This is a genomic window from Pseudarthrobacter sp. MEB009 (assembly GCF_030208875.1).
GTDB lineage: Bacteria > Actinomycetota > Actinomycetes > Actinomycetales > Micrococcaceae > Arthrobacter.
The window spans coordinates 232559-255241 of sequence record NZ_JARVTC010000015.1 but is presented as its reverse complement, the minus strand read 5'-3'; the positions used below and the strand labels follow the sequence as shown (position 1 = coordinate 255241).

The following is a 22683-nucleotide window of genomic DNA, read 5'->3' as shown; positions in this document are numbered from 1 at the left end:
TGGCTACTCACGTCAGACTGAGCCCCGCACCATAGGGATAGAGAGGATCTTCAGTGTTGTTGGGTACGTCTGGATGGGAGGCTTCGACGGCGGACATGGAGCGAGGGAGCTCGATTGGCAGCCGGCCCCGCGGAGGGATGGCACCAGTCAACGCATCCAACAGGGCAGCGTCAGATGCACCGAAATTCGCGGTGATGGCCGCTGCGATGTCCTCGAACGGAGTAAGGATTGCGGCCCGCTCAAGATAGACGTCCAGGATCACGGGCAGTTCTGCAGCGATTGCCTGCACCCGCGCGATTTCCTCGTCCGGGAAGTCGAGGCTTCCCTGATGTGTCATGGCGTCAAGGAAATACTCGTTGCGCGGCTCGAAAGGCGCCGTGATGCGGATAAGAGCCACGTCGGCGTCCTTTTTGTCATCGACGATGACCACCCTGTCGCCGACGACCGTTGCGTTGACTCCTTCCACGTAGACGCGGGTATCCGCTCGCAGAGGCAGCACTCCGTGGTTCTTAAGGACCGTAACGGATTCCGCCTGGGCGCGGTGTCCAGCCGTCCGGAAGGGCTCAGAGCCCACAATGACCGCAACTTCGTTCTCGTCGACGTACGGATTATCGAACAGGCCAAGTTCGAATTTGACCTGCAACACTCTCAGGGCTGAGGCGTCCAGGCGCTCCTCGGATAGCCGTCCGCTGGTCAGCAGTTCGAGGACCAGGTCTGTACAGGACTCGCCACCAAGCTGATCTGAACCGGCATCAAAGAGCTTCTCCACGCGCTCGATACGACTGAGATGCTCAACACCCCAAGCTTTTGCAGGAAACGGCAAGCCAAAGGCTTCGAGGTCGGTGACTAGCTGCCAGTCCGTGAGTACCACACCATCGAAGCCAAGCTCTTCGCGGAGAAGTGTCGTGATCAGGTACTTGCTGTACGCGAAACCCACCTCGTCCACCGCGACGCCGTCGATGACAAGGTCTTTCGCGAGCGAGTAGTAGGGCATGATGGCGCTTGTGCCGGCGGCGATGGCCGCGCGGAACGGCGCGAGGTGTTCATGAAAATTCCCCCCCGGGTAAATCTGGGCTTTCCCTTGAGGGAAGTGAGGGTCTTCCCCGTTTTCCTGGGCGCCGCCTCCGGGGAAGTGTTTCGCCGTACAGGCGACGCTTGTCGATGACAGCGTCTCCCCCTGCAGCCCGGATATGAGAAGTGAACCGTACAGCGACGTCACGTCGGGGTCGGAGCTGAAGCTCTGAAGCTGACGGGCCCAGCGTGGATCCGAGGCCAGATCGATCTGCGGGTGGATAGCTGCGCGGAGCCCCACAGCGACGTACTCGCTACGGGCCGTCTCGGCGAAGTCACTGACCACGGAAGGATCACCGATAGCCGCAAGACCCAGCGGTTCGGGCCACTGTGAAAACGAACCCGTCGAGAACACCATGCCATCGTTCTGCGCGAAACCGTGCCGTGGATCGGTAGCGAAAGTGATCGGGATCCCGTGGGGAGCTTGCTCGGCCAGTTCCTGCATGGCGTTCTGCCACCGGGCCATGTGTTCCGCCGAAGGAAAGCGCCCGATGTTGAAGTGGTTGATGAATTGCCCAACCACGAAATCCCGGGGGGACTCCGGCCCAAACGGGCCGGCCGTATCGTGGTCACCGGGATCGCTTACATGCATCACAGTGTTGAAGAGCAGCCCGACCTTTTCCTCGATCGACAGGCGTCCGAGAAGGTCTTTAGCGCGCGTTTCAGCGTCTATACGCGGATCCTCATACGGATCGAGTACTCCGTTTCCGTTGAGATCGCGGTACTGCACGCCGTCTTCGGTCGTACTGATTGATCGTCGCATGACGCCTCCTTGTGTGATGAGTTTCATAGAGTTTATCCGATAATCGGTAAAAGTACCTAGACTTCGGTGTGTGAAGTCTTTTTTGACAGATGATGGTTTGTGAAGACCCACCATCCACTGAGGTGGATTCATGCAGATCGGCGTTGTGGCATGATCGCCGCAGAATGGCAGGGAGGAAATATCAATGGCCGCAGAGCGATACACGGGACTGGCATCGGTGCTGGAGACAATCCGCTGGCAGGATGGCATCACGCAGGCCGCCCTTACCGATCAGGTAGGACTGGGTCGAAGTGTCGTCGCGGAACGAGTAGCGGAACTCGAACAGATCGGGCTTGTCCACTCCCCAGGGCGCGCTCCCTCCACAGGGGGGCGGACGGCCCGGCTGCTTTCTCTCAATGCCGGGGCTGGCTTCGTTGTGGGCGTGGACATCGCCTCGAATGAACTGGTAGTTAGTGCTTCCGATCTCGCCGGCACCCTGCTCGGCACGAGGCACAGGGAGCTGTGTGACGTTGGCGAGGGGCCCGAGCGTGTACTCGCCCGCGCCAGCGCGATCATCGCGGAAGTCACCAAGGAGCAAGGCAACAACGCCATGCTGGGTATAGGAGTGGGCCTGCCCGCCCCTGTAAATTTCGACACCGGCGTGCCCGTCGGAGTACCGGTCCTGCCCGGGTGGGGTGACTATCCAGTACGGGAAGAGTTCACTGCGCGCTGGCCGGTTCCGGCCTGGGTGGACAACCGTATTAACCTACTGGCGCTGGCTGAAATTGTAGGGAATCCGCGGGCTGCACAAGCGAAACATCTTCTGTACTTCGGCGCGGGAGCAGGAGTTGGAGCGGCGCTCATTGCCGACGGCAGGCTCTACCGTGGCTCCCATGGCCTGGCCGGCTCAATCGGCCATGTAGCTGTACCCGAGGCCGGAGTGGTTGCCTGCAGGTGCGGGCGCACAGGCTGCCTTGAGGCAGTCACCAGCGGTTGGGCGATTGAGCGGGACGGCTTGATGCTGGCCGAAACGGGACGCAGCCCCTACCTCGCGCAAGTCCTCAAGGAGACCGGACGTGTTCGCGCCTATGACGTGACGCTGGCCGCTGAGCACGAAGATGCGGCCGCGAAGGAGCTACTCAGCCGAACAGCGGCACTCCTCGGAAGCAGCCTCGCAACACTGGTGAGTTTCTTCGCCCCTCACATGCTGGTTGTTGGCGGTGGCATTGCCCGGGCAAAAGACATCGTCCTGAAGCCCATCCAGCAGGCCGTCCTGGACCGGCTGCCATCCGCGGCCGCCCCTGACCTGATCGTCGAACTGTCGGCAATCGATGAGCAAGTGGGCGGAGTCGTTGGTGCCGCCCAGCTGGCGATAGGGGAGCTGCTTTCCAAACAGCATCTTTCTGTCCTCCTTTCGCGCCTCAACTCGCCTCGGATAGCGGCACAGGAAGTTAGGCCCGAATAAACCGGAAACCGGATTAAGTCTTGACTTCGTCCGGTGCCCGGATTATCGTTTTCCCAAGGGGTGTCGGCGCTCACACGCGGACACAGCCTCAACGACGAGGGGAGCACCAGATGAAAACACCCACAGCAGCGGTTATCCCCGTCCTTCTTCCGGGGCCGGTTACACTGCCGGCCCTGAAGCGAGGCGTACCCCGCACCCCGTCCGGCGTTCACCCCGCCACAACGCACCACTGATCCACCTCCGTTGCGTCGTCGCGCGGAGAATCATTCGAACGACTCAAAGCTGAGCGTTCGCCGCCATGTCTAGGAGAAACATGCGCAAAATAATCGGCACCGCCGCCGTTACGGCCGTATTGGCGCTCACCGCCTGTACCGGCGCTTCCCAAAATGATCCTGCCGCTACCGCCGAGCTGGACATCGCAGCCATCGGAACCCCCGAATCTTTTTCACCGGGAAACTTTGGTACCGGGCCAACGACAATGTTCCTCCAGCCGGTGTATGACACTTTGTTCCGCAACGACAATGAGGGCGAGCCCACCGAGAATATCGTGACGAAGTGGAGCTATGACGAAGCCCGGACGGCCTTGTCCCTGACCATTCGGGAGGGGGTCAAATTCACCGACGGCGCTTCCCTGGATGCAGAGGCTGTGAAGGCGAATCTGGACTCCGCTCGCAAGGGAACAGGCGAAGCTGGCGGGCAACTCCGCTTTATTCAAGATGTCGTGGTGAAGGACGCCACTAACCTCGTAGTTACCCTCTCAGCCCCGGATCCCTCGCTCGTACCCAATTTGGGCGGCACCGCAGGTGTACTTGCGAGCCCCAAGGCGCTGGGAACACCCGCGCTGGACAACACCCCTGTCGGTTCTGGTCCGTACGTCCTTGATGCCGCTAAGTCCCAGGCCGGCATCAAATACGCCTACACAAGAAACGCTGACTACTGGAACGCCGGAGATTTCCCCTTCGACACCATCGAAGTCACGGTCTTCAACGACAACAATGCAATCCTTAATGCGCTGCGTGCGGGCGAAACGGACTTCGCTGTGGTCACCGATAAAGACTCGGCCAGCCTCGAGTCTGCAGGCCTGAAGATCCAGTCAAACCCTGCCTACACCACCAGCGGACTTTACTTGTTTGACCGCGACGGAACGCTCGTCCCGGCGCTCAAAGAACCCAAGGTACGCCAGGCCATCAACATGGCACTGGATCGCGAGGCAATTTTTACCCAAGTTTTTGGGGGCAAGGGAAAAGCGACCAGCCAGGTATTCAGCGGTTCCAGCGACGCGTATGTACCTGACCTGGACAAGAAGTACCCCTTCGATGTCGCCGCCGCCAAGCGACTCCTCGCAGAGGCCGGCTACCCCAACGGGTTCGACCTCCCCATGCCTGATGTATCACCTGTCTACCCCGACCAGCAGGCGGCGGTGACCGAGGCATTGACAGCTATCGGAGTTAAGCCCCAGTATCAGCCTGTCAACGGCCAGTCGTTTATCTCGGACCTGCTGGCTGGCAAATACCCTGCAGCGATCTTCGGGCTCAACAGTCCCCGACCGTGGGACTTCGCCCAGCTCGCACTCACGCCCCAGTCACTGTGGAACCCGTTCCACGTTGCTGACCAGACCATTGTTGATCTTGTCAACAAGGCACAGGGCGAAACCGGCGAGGCGCAGGCAGCAACGTTCAAGGAACTCAATACCTACCTCGTCGACCAGGCATGGTTTGCGCCGTATATCCAGGCGGACAACGTCTTTGCAGGCAACGCCGATATCACTGTCACACCGCAGCGCTATGCGACGGTCCCCCCGATCTGGGGCTTCACACCGTCCAAGTGACCTGGTTGGGCTGGCCCATTTGCGGCCAGCCCAACTAGTCCTCGTTCCTTCATCACCGAAGCCAAAGGAGCTGCCGTGTTGATGTTTATCCTTCGCCGCCTGGCCGCAGGACTGGTGCTCATGTTTGTCATCTCGACAGCTACTTTCTTTCTCCTGAACCTCACCGGTCAGGATCCTGTTCGCCAGGTCCTTGGTCCGGTGGCTTCAGCCGAGCAGGTTGAGGCAAAGCGTCAGCAGCTCGGGCTGGATCAGCCGCTTTTCGCCCAGTACTTTGAGTGGCTTGGGTCTGCAGTCCAAGGAGACCTTGGCCGGTCCTGGTTCACTAACCAGCCAGTCGGAGAACTACTCGGCGCGGCGCTCCCCCCGACTCTCTCAATGGTGGTCGGTTCGCTGCTCCTGGCTTGTTTCTTTGGGACTGTCATCGGAATCATTGCGGCTGTGCGACGCGGCGCTCTTGACCGTGGCCTTCAAGCAATCTCGACCTTTGTCCAGGCTGTACCCGGGTTCCTGGTTGCACTCGTTCTGGCACTGGTCTTCGCAGTGCAGCTCCGCATGTTGCCCGCCACGGGGTTCACGTCGTTCAACGACTCCCCTGTCCGCTGGCTCGCCTCCATCACCCTCCCGGTTATCGCTCTGGCGGTAGGATCACTTGCCTCAATTGCGTTGCAGGTGCGCGGTTCGGTGATCGACGTGCTTCAGCAGGATTTTGTCCGCACACTCCGCAGTCGTGGTCTTCCTGACCAGAGCATCGTGGTCAAGCATGTTTTGCGGAACGCAGCGGGACCGACGCTGACAACCGTATCGCTGATGTTCATTGTGGCCATCTCAAGTTCAGTGATCGTTGAGAAAGTTTTTAATATCCCAGGGATCGGGACACAGGCAAACAACGCCGCCAGCCGAGGTGACCTGCCCGTTGTGCTCGGAATCGTCCTGGTCACCGTGGTGCTCGTCGTCGTCGTCAATCTTCTCGTCGATCTGGCACAAGGCTGGATCAATCCGAAAGTTCGTGTCTCATGACCGATAACCTTGTCACCGGTACCCGCAAGTCACTGGAGGTGGTCAGCTCCGCACCCCAGGGCGACAGGCTGATCAAGAAGTTCCTTCGTGAACCGGCCGCAGTGATGTCGCTCGTGTTCCTTGGCTTGCTCGTTGTGGTGGCGGTCCTCGCGCCCTTCATCTCCTCCTACGACCCCACTGCCACCCGCCTCGCTGATGTCCTGGCACCCCCCTTCACAGCTGAGCATCCGCTGGGCGCAGACGGAGTGGGCCGCGACGTGCTGGCAAACCTCGTATACGGCGCCCAAACCAGCCTTTCCAGCGCCGCGATCGTCATCGCAGTGAGCCTGCTTATTGGTGTTCCTACCGGGCTCCTGGCAGGTTACCGCCAGGGCTGGATCGACGGCGTCAGCATGTGGATCAGTGGCGCCCTGCTGTCGCTGCCGGCAATAGTTGTGCTCCTTGTAGTGCTGGCCCGGGTAGGACGCAGTACCTCCCTTGCGCTGGTGGTGTTCGGCATCCTGATCGCCCCGTCGGTTTTTCTTCTCATCCGCGGCTCGGTCCGGGCAGTGCGGGAGGAGCTGTACGTGGACGCAGCCCGGGTCTCCGGCTTGAACGATATCCGCATCATGGCTCGCCATATCCTTCCGGTGGTCATCACCCCCACCATCATCCAGGCGGCACTGCTGGCAGGTGCCGGCATCGGAATCGAAGCAGGCATCGCCTTCCTTGGTCTTGGCTCGTCCGACAAAGCCAGCTGGGGCCTGATGCTCAACGACGCATCGCAAAACATCTTCAACGCACCCGGGCTGCTCATCTGGCCAAGCGCTGCACTGGTCTTGACGGTCATGGCCTGCACCTTGGTTGGTAACGGCGTCCGGGACGCGCTGGCGAACTACGGATCCTCTGCCGGCCCCGCCCGGAAAGTAAAAGCTGCAAAGCACGCCAGTACAACTCCTGAACCTGCACGGCCAATGCAGAAAGTGCTTGTGGATCCCAGCGACGCACTCCTGGTCATCGACGACCTCAGGGTTTCCTACCCCCGCCCCAACGGTGAGAAGTCCGACGTCGTCAAAGGCATTTCCCTGAAAGTGGAACGGGGCCAGATCCTTGGCCTGGTAGGGGAATCCGGTTCGGGAAAATCGCAAACCGCGTTCTCGGTGCTGGGCCTCCTGCCGGGGCAAGCCGAAATGACTGCCGGCACCCTCAGTTTCGCGGGCGTGGATCTGCTCGGCATGAGTCCAAAGGAGCGCAATCGACTGCGTGGCGCCCGGATCGGCTACATCCCCCAGGAGCCCATGAGCAACCTCGATCCCGCGTTCCGCATCGGGTCCCAGCTCACCGAACCCATGCGGCACCATCTGGGAATCCCGGCGAAGGCTGCAAAGGATGAAGCCCTCAAGCTCCTCGCCCGTGTGGGCATCCCTGATCCTGAGAGGGTGTTCAATTCCTACCCGCACCAGGTCTCAGGCGGCATGGCGCAGCGCGTGCTGATTGCCGGGGCAGTCTCCTGCAACCCGGAACTTCTTATCGCCGACGAACCCACCACCGCCCTGGACGTCACCGTTCAGGCCGACGTGCTGGACCTCATCCGCAGCCTCCAGGCCGAACGCGGCATGGGTGTCGTCCTGGTGACCCACAACTTCGGCGTCGTTGCGGATCTTTGCGACCAAGTGGCCGTGATGCGCGACGGAGAAATTGTGGAGGTAGCTGCCGTGAATGACCTGTTCACGAACCCCCGGGACGAATACACACGGCTCCTCCTGGACTCTGCGCTGGATTCAACCGCGAAAACACCGGCCAACCGCGTCGGCTCTGACATGGACACTGAGACAGAAGGTGCACAATGACTTCCGTCAACCAGACCCCCTCGCCCGAATCAGAGCCCCTCCTGCGGATCTCTGACCTGACGGTCGACTACAGGATTGGCGGCGGCTTGGGCCGAAAACGGTCGTTTCGGGCCTTGCAGGGTGTCAGCCTTGAGATCAAGGCTGGCGAAACCCTGGGACTCGTGGGCGAGTCCGGTTCTGGAAAATCAACCATCGGCCGTGCCGTGCTTGGTCTCGCCCCGGTGACCGGCGGCGATATCCGGTTCGATGGCAGGTCAATCACCAAGCTCAGCAAGAAGGAGCGAAGGGCGCTGAGCAGCGACCTTCAGGTGGTTTTTCAGGACCCTTACACCTCCCTGAATCCGTCCATGACCATCAGCGACATTCTGTCTGAGCCGATGCAGGTATCGGGCACATCCCGGTCTGATGCCCAACGCCGGGTCCGGGAGCTCCTCGATGTAGTCAACCTGCCCGCCAACGCCAGCACCCGCTACCCTCGCGAGTTCTCCGGAGGCCAGCGGCAACGCATCGCCATTGCCCGTTCCCTCTGCAGGAATCCCAAGCTCATTGTGTGTGACGAGCCGGTCAGTGCCTTGGACTTGTCCACCCAGGCGCGGGTCCTCCAACTGTTCTCCGACATACAGGAGCAAACCGGCGTTTCGCTCCTGTTCGTCACCCACGATCTGGATGTGGTGCGGCACATCAGCCAGCGCGTGGCAGTCATGCGACGCGGAGAAATCGTGGAAACAGGCATCACGGAACAGGTTATTGCCAAGCCGCACCATGCCTACACCAAGGCGCTTCTCCTGGCCTCCCCTATCGCCAACCCGGCGCTGCAGGCCGAACGGCGCCGAGAACGACGACTTTTTCTTGACGCTCAACCCGCACTGTCCACAGCCGCCAGCTGAGCAAACCACCAGGGCATTCGGCCCTCCCTTCCACAGACTCCCGGAGACCAGCATGACCACCACAGCAGTACCTTCAGCGCGCCCTTATCCGGCCGCCGTTGACGTCGCCATCATCGGCAGCGGCCCCGCCGGCGCCACATATGCACGGATACTTTCCGAACTCAGCCCCCAGGCAAACATTGCCATTTTCGAGGCCGGACCGACCATCAGTGATCCGCCCGGATCCCACGTGAAAAACATCGCTGGTGTGCAGGACCGCGAAGTTGCCCAGCGCCGCTCAGAGGGAAAAGTGAGCGCCCTGCCAACCGGCGGGAACCTCGCAGCGTACGCACGCGACGTCGCCCGCCCGGTCCGGCCCGGCACCTTCCTGCTCGATGACGGTTGGCAGCAGCCCGGCGAGGCTGGACTGCCAGGTCTTGCCTTCTCCAGCAATGTTGGCGGGATGGCGGCCCACTGGACCGGAGCCTGCCCGCGCCCAGGTGGCAGCGAGCGCATCGCGTTCCTTCCGGACATGGATGAGCTTCTGAGCGAGGCCGAACGCCTACTCTCCGTCAGCGCGGAGGCCCTGGCTGACGCTCCCCTGGCCGACCTGGTCCGCTCACGCCTGGCGACGGCGCTCGACGGCGGCCGGGCACCTGACCGCCGTGTCCAGCCCATGCCGCTGGCGGTCCGCCGCACTGGCGACGGCCGCTTCATTTGGTCCGGAGCTGACGTGGTGTTCGGTGACGAGACGCGGAACAACCCCCGGGCCCGCCTGTTCGACGAAAGCGTGGTGGTTCGGGTGCTGACCGACGGAGATCGGGTCAGCGGTGTGCGGGTGCGGGACGACAGGACGGGTGACGAGCACAAAATTGCGGCCCGGTACGTCGTCGTTGCCGCCGACGCCCTCCGCGGTCCGCAGCTGCTCTTCGCGTCCGGTATCCGCCCCGAAGCACTCGGCCGGTACCTGAACGACCAGCCTCAGATCGTCCACGCCGTCCGGTTGACCGGCGTCGCGGATGATGTTCCCGCTGCCTCGTCACACGACACCACCATCACCGCCCAAAGCGGTGTGAGCTGGGTGCCCTTCACCGACGAGCAGCCCTTTCATGGACAGGTCATGCAACTCGATGCGTCGCCGGTACCCATTTCAGGGGACGTCATCCCTGGTTCGATCGTGGGGCTGGGGTGGTTCTGCGCCAAGGACCTCCAAGCGTCGGACCGCGTTGTCTTCTCCGAAGACACCACGGATGCCTATGGGCTGCCGGCAATGAACATCCACTACACCTTCACCGAACGTGACGAGCAGACACTGTCCGCAGCGCGCCAATCAGTGGTTGCCGCTGCCCGGTCCTTGGGCGAGCCACTGGGCGATGAACCGCTCACCTTCCCTGCTGGCGCCTCACTGCACTACCAAGGCACCCTGCGGATGGGGACATCCAACGACGGCACCGCTGTGTGCGATCCCACCGGACAGGTGTGGGACGTCAGCGGGTTGTTCGTTGCCGGAAACGGTGTTATTCCCACCCCTACAGCCTGCAACCCCACGTTGACCGGGGTGGCCCTGGCCGTCGCCGGTGCACGCCACATCGCAGAATCAATCAACTCCACGTCCACAGAGAAGTGAGGAAAAAATGGTCCTCGAACGAGAACTGATCCAAAGCCGGGGCTTTCGCAACGTCCAGGAAGGAGCCGACACTGTCGGTTTCGAGATAGCCCTGCGCATGCCCAACTACCGGGGCGTCTGGGGAAGCCTCATCGATGGGGTGGCTGTCACCGTGGACGGTCAGGAATGGACCCGGGAAGTACCCCGCTGGACACTCCAGGGACGCACTTTCAGCATCCAGGAACTGCGCCAATCCACCAATGTCCGCTGGCAGCTCGATGAAGTGGCCACCGTCATGGTGCCGCTTGCAGGTGGCCTGGCCGTAGGTGTCCATGATGTCCGCGTTGATATTGCGCTGCACGCACCCTACATTCCGGCTGAATTCCAACCGTCCATTTTCACGTCCCAGCGAAAGGTCACGGTCCTCGCATGAGCAACCTCAAGTACGGCGTCTCCCTCTACAGCTACACCGGTGATATCAACACCGTCCTCACCCTCGAAGACGCCATGGCACAAATAGCTGACATCGGCGCCACCGGGATTGAGATCCTGGGTGAAGGTCATGTGCCCAACTATCCGGAACCGTCCACGGCATGGATCGACCAATGGTACGGGCTGCTCGAAAAATACCAGCTGGAGCCCACCAACTACGGGTCGTGGATCGACTCGAGCATGTGGCGTGACCGCGACCTCACCGCCGATGAGGGCACCGGGATGCTGGCCCGTGACCTTCGCCTGGCCCATCGCCTTGGATTCACCTCAATCCGCCCCAAGATCGGTGTGGTGTCCATGGACCTGCGCCCCCACCCGATCTGGGAGGAAGTGATCGAGCGCAACCTCGATCTCGCAGCCGAGCTGGATCTCATCATTTGCCCGGAAATCCATGCGCCCACTCCCATCAAGCACCCGGTGGTGGACGAGTACATCGCTTTCATCGAGCGAACCGGATCAAAGAACTTCCGCCTGCTCATCGACACCGGTATCTTCCAGAGGGCAATCACCACCGCCAAGCACGACGGCCTCAGCGAAGAAGCCCAGGAAGAAGGCTGGCGTAAACCCCTCGCCGTTCCCATGTCGGACCTGGTGGATGTCCTCCCCTACGTGTCCTTCATTCAGGCCAAGTTCTTCGACATCGACGATGACCTTGTTGACGGCCAGATACCCTGGCGCGAGATCCTTCAAACCCTGAAGAAGAACGAATGGTCGGGTTACCTTTCCAGCGAATACGAGGGCGATCGACTGCCTTACCGATCCATCGAACAGGTGCGCCGGCAGCATGCTCTCCTGCATCGCCTGGAGGCCGAGATCGCCGGGACGCTGTGACCCAAGCCCTCCACAGCGGAACGGTCCCGGTTTCTCCCGCCCGCCTCCGGCTCCTCATGGCAGCACTCCTGGCGGTCTCGTTCCTTGGCGCCCTCGACCACACCATCGTTTCGACATCACTGGCAACTGTCGCCGGCGAACTGGGAGCCCTCCAGCACATGAGCTGGGTGGTGGTGGGTTACACACTCGCCAGTACCGTCCTGCTCCCGGTCCTTGGAGGGCTGGGCGATCGGGTCGGTCCGCGGATGGTCTTTCTTATTGCGCTCGTCGGATTTGTTGCAGCCTCGTTCGGGTGTGGCCTCGCGCAGGACATGACCCAGCTCGTTGGTGCGCGGGTCGTCCAAGGGATGAGCGCGGCGGGTCTTCAGCTGATGTCGCAGACGATCGTTGCCGAGGTCACCACGCCGCGGCAGCGTCCGCAGTACCTGTCACTCATCGGGGCCGCCTTTCCGGTCGCGATTCTGATCGGGCCGCTCCTGGGGGGCCTGATCACAGACCACTGGGGGTGGCCCTGGGTCTTTTGGATCAACGTCCCGGTGGGGCTGGCCGCGCTTCTCCTGGCGGTCGTCGCCGTTCCGCACATCGAACCAGCGGGCCGAAAACGTTTCGACGTCGTTGGAGCACTGCTGCTCACCGCTGTCCTTGTGGCGGTGGTGCTGGCAGTTGCGTGGTTCAGTTCAGCAAGCTCAACAGCGTGGATCGCCGTTGGGGCCGGCGCAGCGGCGCTGGGCGGACTTGTCGCCGTCGAGCGGGGGCAACAGAACCCCATCATCCCGGTTCAGCTGTTCCGCAACCGGACCTTCAGTGCAGGCGTGGGACTTTCAGCAGTCATGGGTGCAGGGCTCATCTCAGCTACGGCGTACCTGCCAACGTATTTCCAAATGGCATTTGGCGTCAGTGCCACCATCTCAGGACTGGTACCCATCGCAACCGTGCTGGGAATGTTGGTGGGCAACCTCGTGACGGGCTGGCTCGCTTCGCGGACAGGCCGCTACCGTGTGTTTCCGATCGTCGGCACGGTGATAGGAGCACTCGGGCTCGGAGCCATGTCTTTGCTCCCGGAGGGTGTGCCGCTGTGGCTCCCGGCGCTGATCATGGCGGTCGTCGGCCTCGGCACGGGAGCGTTCATGAGCCTCGCCATTGCCATCGTGCAAAGCGCTGCACCCCGCAGTGAACTCGGCACCGCCACCGCAACCGCCGGGCTGAGCGGCCAGGTCGGATCCACCATCGGCTCAGCAGTAGTGGGCGGCGTGGTGGGGTTCGGCGTCGCGTCCCTGTTGCCAGCCGGACTCGATTCCCGCACCCTCACACCTGCTGTGGTCCACGCCGCCGGCCCGGCCTTGCAGGCAGAAATCGCCGCGATCTACCACAACGTGTTTTCCCCCGTTTTCCTGGCACTGGCCGGGGTCTACCTTCTGGGATTCATTGCGGCGTTAATGCTGCCCGACGGACGCCTTTCGGATGAAGCCAGCGCCCCCGCAGAGGACACTGCCGATCCCGATACCCAGGCCAACCCTGCCAATCTTGTACTGCAAGCAGAGGATTAATTATGCCCAACGAAATTACCGCCGATTTCCTCCCAGCGTTCCTTCCACCGGAGGCACTGGTGGACCCGCCGCGCAACGCGGTCGCCCACAGAGGGCTGATCTATGCCTCAATCGACGGCTACCGGGCCCTGGAACTCGACCTCTACGTGCCAGCGGACGCCTCCGCCCCTGCGCCGCTGGTCGTCTGGATCCACGGCGGCGCATGGATTTTCGGTGCGCGGAGCCAACCCCCCGGCGACTGGGACCCCAACCTCGTCTTCCAATCGGCAATCGACGCTGGCATGGCCGTAGCAACCATCGACTACCGGCATTCGCGCGAAGCGCCCTTCCCAGCGCAACTGCACGACTCGAAAGCCGCCGTCCGCTACCTGCGGACGTTCGCACCCCAACTCGGCATCGATCCCGACCGCATCGCGGTCTGGGGCGAATCGGCCGGCGGGCACCTCGCGGCGCTCGTGGCCCTCGTCAACGACCCTGAACTTGAGGGGAATGTCGGAGCCACCGATGTGCCGAGCCATGTCAGCGCCGCTGTGTGCTTCTATCCCATAACGGATGCTGTCGCGATGCCGTCGTTCTCTGAGTCCCTGGCCGAAGGTGTCCGGCTTCCATCACCGATCGAAATGATTCTCGAAGGATCACCCTGGCCGTATGAGGAAGGGCTCCGGCAGATGTCCCCGGTGTCCTACGTCCGTTTCGACGCACCACCGATGCTCCTCATCCACGGGGAGGCGGACCGGCTGGTACCAGTCAGCCAAAGTCAGCAGCTGGCTCGGGCCCTCGAACAAGTGAACGCAGACGTACACCTGATTACTGTTCCTGGACTTCACCATGTCTTCTACGCGGGCGATCCTGAAGTCCACGTTGGCACGGCAATCGAGTTCCTGGCCCGGATACTCAAGGCGCCGTCTCCGGCTTTGGGGACGAAGTGACTGCACCAGCCGTCAGGTGGGGGCTTGCAGGCACGGGAACAATTGCCAGGGAATTCGTACGGGCAATAGGTGAAGTACCCGGTGCCTCGATCGCCGCTGCCGCGTCCCGTACCGTCGCAGCCTCGGGCAAGTTCTGTTCCGACTTCGACATACCCAAACAACTCCTGTCGTTCCAGGACCTTGCCAGTGACGACGGGATAGACGCCGTCTACCTTTCCACGCCGGCAGGACTGCATCACGAGCACGCAAAGCTCTTCCTGGAGGCGGGCAAACACGTCCTGGTCGAAAAACCCTTTACTTCCAACCATGCCGAGGCCCTCGACCTGGCTCGAACCGCCCAAAGCAGGGGCGCGGTCCTGATGGAGGCCATGTGGTCCAGGTTCCTTCCCGCCTACGTTGAGCTGAAGCGTCTGGTGGATGACGGTGCCATCGGCGAGGTGCGGAAAGTCGAAGCGTCCTTCGGTTTCCCGATACCGGAGTCGGGTCCGGGCGCACGGCCAGCACTCTATGACCCCGCGCTGGGCGGAGGAAGCGTCCTGGAGCTCGGCGTGTATCCCGTTCAGCTCTCGCACTGGCTCCTCGGCAGCGAGCCAACCGTCGCCGCGTTCGGCAGCATCAGTTCCAGCGGTGTGGACCTGGACACAACGGCACTCCTGCTTTTCGGTGACGGGGGCACCGGAACCATGAGCTCCTCCATACGAACAGTTCTGCCCAACGACGCACGGATACTGGGAACGGAAGGCTACATCCAGTTGCCGGCCCCGCACCATTGTCCAAACGGGCTGGCCGTTTCACGCTACAACCCGTCGGGGCCCGGAACGGTGGAGCCCCACATCATCCGGGCGCCCATAATCGGCGGCGGGCTCAAATACGAAATTCTCGAGTTTCACCGCCTTATTGAAACCGGCAGGTTGCAGAGCTCCGTGATGCCACTGAGCGACACCCTCGCCATCATGCGAACGCTTGACCTGATACGAGGCGAAGTCCGCGTCAACCAGGCCCGGACAGCAACCCTGGAAGGAACACTCAGTTGAAACCACTGTCAACTCCGGAGCAGATCCTGGCAGCCATGACCTATGCAGAGAAGCTGGCTCAGCTCCAGATCGTCTGGCGGCCGGACTCCACCGAAGCGGGCGCCCTTGCCCGTAACGGTGCCGGTGCCCTTTTCTGGCCTGCAACGGCGAAGGCCACCAATGCACTTCAGCGGACCGCAGTTGAGGAAAGCCCACACGGCATCCCCCTCCTGATCGGCCTCGACGTAGTCCACGGCCAATTCACCATCTTCCCCACTCCCCTGGCACAAGCCGCCAGCTTCGACACGGAGGTGGCGGCGGCCGATGCCCGCCTCTCAGCCAGGGAAGCCCGGTCCACCGGAGTCAACTGGACCTTCTCGCCCATGATCGATGTGTCCCGGGACCCGCGCTGGGGACGCGTGGTGGAAGGGTTCGGTGAGGACCCATACCTCAACGCCGTCTTCGGGGAGGCCAAGATCCGCGGCTACCAAGGCGATGACCTCTCCTCGCGCACGTCTATCGCCGCCTGCGCCAAGCACTTTGTTGGTTACAGTGCCGCTGAGGGAGGCCGCGATTACAACAGCACAGACATTTCCATCCAACGGCTTCGCAACATCTACCTGGAGCCCTTCAAGGTGGCGGTCACAGCAGGGGTCGCCAGCGTGATGGCAAGCTTCAACGCAGTCTCCGGCGTACCCATGCACGCCAACCGGGAGATGCTCACCGATGTCCTCAAGAATGAGTGGGGACATAACGGCATCGTCGTCGCAGATGCCGGTGGTGTGGGAGAACTTGTGGAGCATGGCGTCGCCGCCAGCGCGTCCGACGCCGGGCGGTTGGCTCTGTCAGCAGGGCTCGACGTCGAAATGGGCGGCTCTTTGCTCAGCGGAAATGAACCCATCATCCGTGAGGGCGTGCTGGACCCTGCACGCCTGGACGACGCCGTACTTCGTGTGCTCCGTCTTAAGCAGGCACTGGGCCTGTTCGAAAACCCTTATGTGGACGAGTCGGCAGCCGCTACCGGCCCTGATGAAGCCTCGCTGTCAGCGGCAAGGGCCACTGCCGCACGCTGCGCTGTCCTGCTGAAGAACGACGCAGCCGTCCTGCCGCTGAAGCCACGGGGACAACGCGTTCTGGTGGTGGGTCCCTATGCTGAAAGCAAGGACCACCTCGGCGCCTGGGTACAGTATTTCGCCTCGCCCACCACCACCTCAATTGTCGAATCCCTCACCGCGGCCCTGCCTGGCTCTGTGGTGACGGCACTTCCCGGCGCCACCTTTTTTGACTCCGATCCTGGCCTCCAGGCTGAAGCCGCTGCCGCCGCGGCGGAAGCGGATCTTGTGATTGTGGCCGTAGGGGAACCCAGTACCCTCTCCGGGGAGGCAAGCTCACGAAGTTCATTGAACCTCCCCGGAGACCAGGAAGAACTGATCAGGGCCATTGCTGGTTCGGGCACCCCTTTTGCCGTAGTGCTCATGACAGGCCGGCCGCTGGTGGTCAGCGAATGGATTGATCAGTGTCCTGCCCTCCTGGTGGCATGGCACCTGGGCACTGAGGCGGGAAAAGCGATCTCTGACGTCCTCACCGGCACTGTCAACCCCGGCGGCAAGCTGCCCATGTCCTTTCCGCGTTCGGTGGGTCAGGTACCCATCTACTACAACCACGAGTCAACCGGGAGGCCCGCCCGCACAGGAGGATCCCTTTCCCACCAGCGGCCGGACGTTGGACTGACCGGCCCCAACAACACCGATGATTACTTCAAGTCGAAGTATCTGGACTTGGAGCTGGGGCCGCAGTTCGGTTTCGGATACGGGCTCAGCTACACCTCGTTTGAGCTGTCATCATCGCCGGACCAGGCACTGTCGGTCGCCTTGGAGGGGCTCAGAGCTGGAACAAGGCTTTCTTTCACCACGATCGTTCGCAACACCGGAACGAGGGACGGGGATGAAGTTGTCCAGTTGTATGTCTCCGACCTTCTGGCAAGTGTGACCCGGCCTGTCAGGCAGTTGCGGGGCTTCCACCGCGTGTTCGTGCCGGCTGGCGAAGAGCGGCGGGTAACACTGACCGTCGGCTTCGATGACCTGGGATTCTGGACCAACGATGCCGAGGCCGGTTACATCGTGGAGCCAGGCGAATTCCGGATCCGGGTCGGCGACGGTCTGTCCTTCCAGGAATTCAGGCTGACGGTCACTCCACCTTCCTCCTAAGACACCGAAACCACGCCCAACAAGCAATGAGGACCATGACCATGCCCCACCAGAACTTCCCGCGGCTCGAGCGGACAGGCAACCACACCCGGCTCATCGTTGAAGACAGGCCATTCCTCTGCGTTGGAGGCGAGCTGCACAATTCGAGTGCTTCGAACCGGAATTACATGTCGCCCATCTGGGACAAGCTGGTAAAGGCGGGGATCAATACTGTGATCGCTCCTGTGTCATGGGAACAAGTGGAACCGGTCGAGGGGCACCTCGACTTTTCGATCGTGGACGGATTGTTGGAAGACGCCCGGTCCGCGGGAGTCCGCCTGGTGATGATCTGGTTTGGCGCATTCAAGAACGCTTCCTCCACCTATGCCCCCAGCTGGGTCCGCGCCGATCGCCAACGGTTTCCACGCGCGGACAGGGGCACCAAACCTCTGAAGACCCCCTTCTCCTATCCCGGATCCATGCCGCGGCCAAGCCTGTCCGTCTTCTCGGACAATCTTTTCGAAGCGGACCGGACTGCCTACGCTGCCTTGTTGAAGCACGTCGCCCTGATCGATCCGGACCATACCGTCATCATGATCCAGGTAGAGAATGAAGTGGGACTGCTGGGCGCAGGAAGGGACCACAGCGCAGTGGCGGAAGCCACCTGGAATGCACCCCTCCCACAGGAGTTGATTACTGCGGTTTCCGAGGACCCGGATTCCTTCGCCCGCGGGTTTGTGCAGGCTCTCGGCACGAATCCGGACCGCACCATGAGCTGGGGGGACCACTTCGGCGATGACAACCCCCTTGCTGAGGAAACTTTTATGGCGTGGGGGTTCGCATCCTTTGTGGGCGGTTTGGCGGCTGCGGGAAAAGAGGTACTGCCGCTCCCCGCTTACGCCAACGCCTGGATCGGGCCACAACGTGGGCAGGAACTCGCCGGCCAATACCCAAGTGGCGGGCCGACGGCCGGCATGCTCCCGGTATGGAGGACCGCGGCGCCGGCCATCGACTTCCTGGCGCCGGATATCTATGTTCCCAACACGGCAGAAGTCATGCGCCAGTACGCCTCGGATTCGAACCCCTTGTTCATACCTGAAGCGCGTTTCCGCGCCGGGGATGCGTTTTTGGCAATTGGCGGCTTTGGAGGTTTCGGCTACAGCGTCTTCGGGGTGGAGGAGGGCAGGGAAGGCAACCAATTCAGCACAGTGTGCAACATCATTACCTGCCTTACTCCCGAGATAGTGGACGCGCAGCGAGACGGTCGGATTTTTGGGTTCGCCCTTGAACAGGACGAGGAATCCTTCAGCAACGGCCTGGTGGGTACGACAATTACTGTTCGGAATTCCAGGAAGCTCCTCGAGGGTATGCTCCTGGACGCAGGCGTGCGGGTTCCGCCGGCCCCGGAACTCGCGGAAGAAACGGTTGCCGCCACCCACGGCCCTACACCAGGAGACGTCCGTCCTTTCGGGATGGTGCTGGCGATCAACCCCGCGGAGTTCATCGTTGTGGGCCAGGGGGCGCAAGTGGACTTCCACAAGCCCGGCTGTGACGTTGAGCTGGATTCGGTGAGGGAGTTGGTGGTGACCGATGCGGGGTTGCGGGAGGGACGATTCATCAATGGGGACGAGCGACTTGAGATCCTTTCCGATAAGCACATCACTGCCGTGAGGGTCCGGCTCCTCATCACCGCCAGCTGAAGGCCGTTAACCTCGAAAGGAACCCTATGCCGTTTCACCCCGACATCGCCGTCCGGCTGCCCTTGCTGGCGGGCATTCCGTCCCTGGAAGCAGGCCTTAGCGAGCCGCTCATGAGGGCACAGATGGAAGCATTTGATGCCTACCCGGACGCTCCTCCCCCGCCGGCTGCCGCCACCCGTATGGTGTCAGTGCCCGGCCCGCATGGCCCGGTACCGCTGCGCATTTACACCCCTGTAGAACCGAACAAGGAAGCCGATTCCCCACACGCTTTAGTGTGGATGCACGGCGGAGCCTTCCAGTTCGGAGATCTGGACACGAAAGAGGCCGACTGGACTGCCCGGCAGTTGGTTCAGCGGGCGTCGGCAACAATCGTGAGTGTGGACTACCGGCTGGCCGTCAACGGTGTGCAGTACCCGGTACCCCTTGACGACGTCGTTGCCGCTATCCGGTGGGTGCAGGCAAACATGCTGGAGTTGGGCATCACATCGGTTTCTGCGGGTGGCGCCAGCGCTGGTGCGAATCTGGCCGCTGCCGCCGCGCTGCGGCTCCGGGACGAGGACGGATGGGTGCCGGACCAGCTGGTGCTGGTCTATCCGATGATGCACGCCGAACCTCCTCATCCTTCGGAGTCACTCCGGCGCGCATTGACGGAACTGCCAGATGCCATGAGGCTGACACCGCAGATGATCCGGTCGGCAACAGAGAACTACGTTGGATCTTCAAGCGGCGTTCCCATTCCTGGATACGCGATGCCCGCCAACGCCGAACTGGCCGGGCTCGGGCCAACACTGGTACTGAATGCCGAATATGACGAGTTGCGGGCCTCAGGCGAAGCATTCAGTGCCTTGCTCGCAGCCCGCGGTGTTGATGTCAAGCAGGTCACTGTTCCGGGAATGCTTCACGGTTTCCTGAACCTGCCCGCAACGATGGCTCCCGTCGACAACGCACTGGAACGAATCGCAGCGAGGCTACGGCCCAAGAGTTCCTGACCACCAAAGGCTGCGCTAATGATGCCCGTCAGGGCCGGCACCGGGGGTACTTCTGCCGGCACCCCGCACCAGTCTCCCCCGGCTGATACTCTGTAATTGATAAGTAGCCTTCCTTCTTGGCGGGTGCTGCCGGAATTGAGATGATCTCCCAAGCAGGCGCCCGTACCAACTGCCGCCACCGCCCAGAGCCAGTCCTCGTGCAACTCCGGTATCCAAACCCTGGAACACCACAACGCCCGGGCCTGCGCACGCCGGCATTGTTATACGGAGATCCCTTGACAGGTGTGATGCCACCAACCGACAGCAGGCAGTTGCTGGGTGGCCGGTTCCGGTTGCGCGAGTTGGTGGGCCGGGGGGCTGCCGCCGCGGTGTACAGGGGCGTGGACGAGTCGCTGGGGCGGGAGGTGGCCCTGAAAGTCTTCACCCGCGACGGCGGGGATCCTGAACTGCTCGCCCGTCAGGACGCTGAGATACGGATCCTCGCTTCCCTGGCCCACCCAGGGCTGGTGACGTTGTTCGACGCCGGCAGCGACGCCGTCGCGAACCGCAGCTACGTGGTGATGGAGTATGTCTCCGGTCCCGACCTTCGCCGGCAGCTGCGCGAGGGCGTCCTGGAACCGGAGGATATTGCCCGCGTGGGAGCAGACCTGGCCTCGGCGTTGTCATATGTCCACCACCGCGGCGTGATCCATCGGGACATCAAACCCGGCAACATCCTGCTTTACCAGCCCGGCAATGGAGCGGTGGGCAAGTGCTGGCGGGCCAAGCTCGCGGATTTCGGCATCGCCCGCGTGATGGAGGAAAACCGGCTGACCGGCACCGGCCGGACCGTCGGGACCGCAGCGTATCTCAGCCCCGAGCAGGCCCTCGGCGGAGAACTGACGGGCGCGAGCGACGTCTACTCATTGGGCCTGGTCCTTCTTGAGTGCCTCACCGGCTATGTGGAGTTTCCCGGCACCCCGATCGAGTCCGGTGTTGCCCGCCTCAACCGCGACCCGGCCATCCCCACGGGCATCAGTCCGGATTGGGCGGCACTGCTGGCTGCGATGACCTCCCGGCATCCCCGGGACCGGCCGGACGCCGCCCAGGCCACCATTTCCCTGCGGCGCCTGGCTCTGGCGGGCGGAACCCCTACAGCTCCTCAAACCCCGCTACTGCCACCACGACCGGATCGTGCCCCCACGGGCTCACCGGAACCATTACCGGCACCGCGGACGAGGCGCCGCAGGGCCATCGCTGCCGTATGCCTGGCAGCAGTTCTTGTTGCCGGAGCCACCGCAGCCACGCCGCAGGGCGGCAGCGGTACCGAGCAACAAACCACATCAGCAACACCCGCAATGCAACCACAAAACAATCCCCTGGACTTCCATCTCGACCAACTCCAATCCGCCATCGAATCATCCGATAGGCTCCTGACAATCCTCGGGCACGTCCGGCAAGCGGTAACCGCCAATGATCAGCAGGCGGCCCTGGCCTACGTGGAAGAACTCGAAAAGACCGCAGTTGACGAAGCACTTCGCAGCGGGATGACGCTTGAAAACTACCGGGCAATCACCGAAGCCGTCCGACTGGTCCGGACCGACCTGCAATCCCTGACACCCGCTGCGGCTGATTCAACGGCCGAAGCGCTCCCGGAAGGCAGCCCCGACCCGGCGCCGTTGCCCGCCGTTGAACCTCTAGCTCCCGCGCCGGTTACCGTACCTGCAGCCGCGGAACTCGATTCCAGCGGCGCTGCACCGCAGCAACGGGACCGCATCCCGGCCACGCCGGGGCGTGGCGTCGGTGAGAATGCGGCCGGTAACAACGGCAAATCAGGTAGTGCGCCGGGGCATAACAAGCCCTGAAAGCACGACGGCGGCACTTGAGTCAGCCATGTCCCCGGGTGTTCACGGGCTTGGCATTCAGCGGCGGTTCGCCAACCTCTTCGATGGTGTGGCCGGTGCATGCGGTGGTGGTGACGCTGGCCCGCTCGATGCGCGAAACGGCGAACCACCGTATCGCGTCGCGAAGCCGGCACCACCCGACGAGGTACCACTGGCCGTTGGTGGAGGCGAACAATACCGGTTCCACGTCGCGGGTGGTTGTGCTGTGATCCGCCGACGTGTAGCGGATGCGGATCACCCGCTGCTCGGCCATCCCTTGCTCCAGAGCCGACCTGGTTGCCCGCGAGGATGAGGGGACCGCGTTGACCCAGATGCGCCGGGCCAGCCTGTCCGCCCGCATCCGGGTGGCGGGATCAAGAACGTCCAGGATTTTTTGGGTACCTGCTGCTGCCAGATCTGCGTACGGGGCATCGCGTGCGGCGGAAACGGCCGCCATGAGCGCCACGGCCTGGGCCGGGGAAAGAGTGACGGGCGGCAGGGTGACGGCTGCCGCCAATCCGTAGCCACCGCCCGGACCGGGGCGCGCCCAAATCGGCACACCGCTGGTTTCCAGCGAGTCGAGGTCCCTTTTAATGGTGCGCACGGACACCTCGAGCTCCCTCGCCAGCCGTTCGCCCGAAATGCCGCGCTTGCCGCTGCGGCGCAGCATCTCGGACAAAGCAAGAAGGCGCTCCACACGCTTCACGGTT

Annotated in this window: 17 protein-coding genes; 15 read left to right on the top strand and 2 right to left on the bottom strand. The window is 62.5% G+C overall.

The window, feature by feature from the left end; genetic code table 11:
* Window positions 1-7 precede the first annotated feature (7 nt).
* Window positions 8-1834, bottom strand: coding sequence for a glycoside hydrolase family 3 protein (locus QRN07_RS16540; protein ID WP_285241643.1), 1827 nt, complete (start codon window positions 1832-1834; stop codon window positions 8-10).
* A gap of 184 nt (window positions 1835-2018) precedes the next feature.
* Here QRN07_RS16540 and QRN07_RS16535 point away from each other — a divergent pair, with 184 nt between their 5' ends.
* The 15 genes from QRN07_RS16535 (at window position 2019) to QRN07_RS16465 (ending at window position 21955) form a co-directional block, all read left to right on the top strand.
* On the top strand, window positions 2019-3278 hold the full coding sequence (locus tag QRN07_RS16535) for an ROK family transcriptional regulator (protein ID WP_056601109.1): 1260 nt from the start codon (window positions 2019-2021) through the stop codon (window positions 3276-3278).
* Window positions 3279-3591: 313 nt separating this feature from the next.
* A complete protein-coding gene (locus QRN07_RS16530) occupies window positions 3592-5106 on the top strand; it encodes an ABC transporter substrate-binding protein (RefSeq protein ID WP_285241642.1) in 1515 nt (504 codons plus the stop codon).
* Window positions 5107-5187: 81 nt separating this feature from the next.
* A complete protein-coding gene (locus QRN07_RS16525) occupies window positions 5188-6123 on the top strand; it encodes an ABC transporter permease (RefSeq protein WP_235504785.1) in 936 nt (311 codons plus the stop codon).
* A complete protein-coding gene (locus tag QRN07_RS16520; RefSeq protein ID WP_285241641.1) occupies window positions 6120-7952 on the top strand; it encodes an ATP-binding cassette domain-containing protein in 1833 nt (610 codons plus the stop codon). Before QRN07_RS16525 ends, QRN07_RS16520 begins: the two co-directional genes overlap by 4 nt.
* Complete coding sequence (locus tag QRN07_RS16515; RefSeq protein WP_056601117.1) at window positions 7949-8839, top strand: ATP-binding cassette domain-containing protein; 891 nt, start codon at window positions 7949-7951, stop codon at window positions 8837-8839. The genes QRN07_RS16520 and QRN07_RS16515 overlap by 4 nt, the downstream gene beginning before the upstream one ends.
* A 52-nt stretch (window positions 8840-8891) precedes the next feature.
* Window positions 8892-10445 (top strand): GMC oxidoreductase, encoded by a 1554-nt coding sequence (locus QRN07_RS16510; protein WP_285241640.1) that lies wholly within the window; start codon window positions 8892-8894, stop codon window positions 10443-10445.
* 7 nt (window positions 10446-10452) lie between these two features.
* On the top strand, window positions 10453-10857 hold the full coding sequence (locus tag QRN07_RS16505) for a C-glycoside deglycosidase beta subunit domain-containing protein (protein WP_056601119.1): 405 nt from the start codon (window positions 10453-10455) through the stop codon (window positions 10855-10857).
* Window positions 10854-11747 (top strand): sugar phosphate isomerase/epimerase family protein, encoded by an 894-nt coding sequence (locus QRN07_RS16500; protein WP_285241639.1) that lies wholly within the window; start codon window positions 10854-10856, stop codon window positions 11745-11747. The genes QRN07_RS16505 and QRN07_RS16500 overlap by 4 nt, the downstream gene beginning before the upstream one ends.
* Window positions 11744-13294: an MDR family MFS transporter gene (locus QRN07_RS16495; RefSeq protein WP_285241638.1), complete on the top strand. Its 1551-nt coding sequence runs from the start codon at window positions 11744-11746 to the stop codon at window positions 13292-13294. Before QRN07_RS16500 ends, QRN07_RS16495 begins: the two co-directional genes overlap by 4 nt.
* Window positions 13295-13296: 2 nt before the next feature.
* The gene (locus QRN07_RS16490; RefSeq protein ID WP_285241637.1) at window positions 13297-14223 is read left to right on the top strand and encodes an alpha/beta hydrolase; all 927 of its coding nucleotides are present in this window, start codon (window positions 13297-13299) and stop codon (window positions 14221-14223) included.
* Window positions 14220-15257, top strand: a complete 1038-nt coding sequence (locus QRN07_RS16485; RefSeq protein WP_285241636.1) for a Gfo/Idh/MocA family protein — start codon at window positions 14220-14222, stop codon at window positions 15255-15257. The genes QRN07_RS16490 and QRN07_RS16485 overlap by 4 nt, the downstream gene beginning before the upstream one ends.
* On the top strand, window positions 15254-17443 hold the full coding sequence (locus QRN07_RS16480; protein ID WP_285241635.1) for a glycoside hydrolase family 3 N-terminal domain-containing protein: 2190 nt from the start codon (window positions 15254-15256) through the stop codon (window positions 17441-17443). The genes QRN07_RS16485 and QRN07_RS16480 overlap by 4 nt, the downstream gene beginning before the upstream one ends.
* A 35-nt stretch (window positions 17444-17478) precedes the next feature.
* Complete coding sequence (locus tag QRN07_RS16475; RefSeq protein WP_285241634.1) at window positions 17479-19122, top strand: DUF5597 domain-containing protein; 1644 nt, start codon at window positions 17479-17481, stop codon at window positions 19120-19122.
* Between the two features lie 26 nt (window positions 19123-19148).
* Window positions 19149-20111: an alpha/beta hydrolase gene (locus tag QRN07_RS16470; protein WP_285241633.1), complete on the top strand. Its 963-nt coding sequence runs from the start codon at window positions 19149-19151 to the stop codon at window positions 20109-20111.
* A 287-nt stretch (window positions 20112-20398) separates the two neighbouring features.
* Window positions 20399-21955 (top strand): serine/threonine-protein kinase, encoded by a 1557-nt coding sequence (locus QRN07_RS16465; RefSeq protein ID WP_285241632.1) that lies wholly within the window; start codon window positions 20399-20401, stop codon window positions 21953-21955.
* A gap of 22 nt (window positions 21956-21977) precedes the next feature.
* Here QRN07_RS16465 and QRN07_RS16460 read toward each other — a convergent pair whose 3' ends face one another.
* A complete protein-coding gene (locus QRN07_RS16460; protein ID WP_285241631.1) occupies window positions 21978-22679 on the bottom strand; it encodes a helix-turn-helix transcriptional regulator in 702 nt (233 codons plus the stop codon).
* Window positions 22680-22683 lie beyond the last annotated feature (4 nt).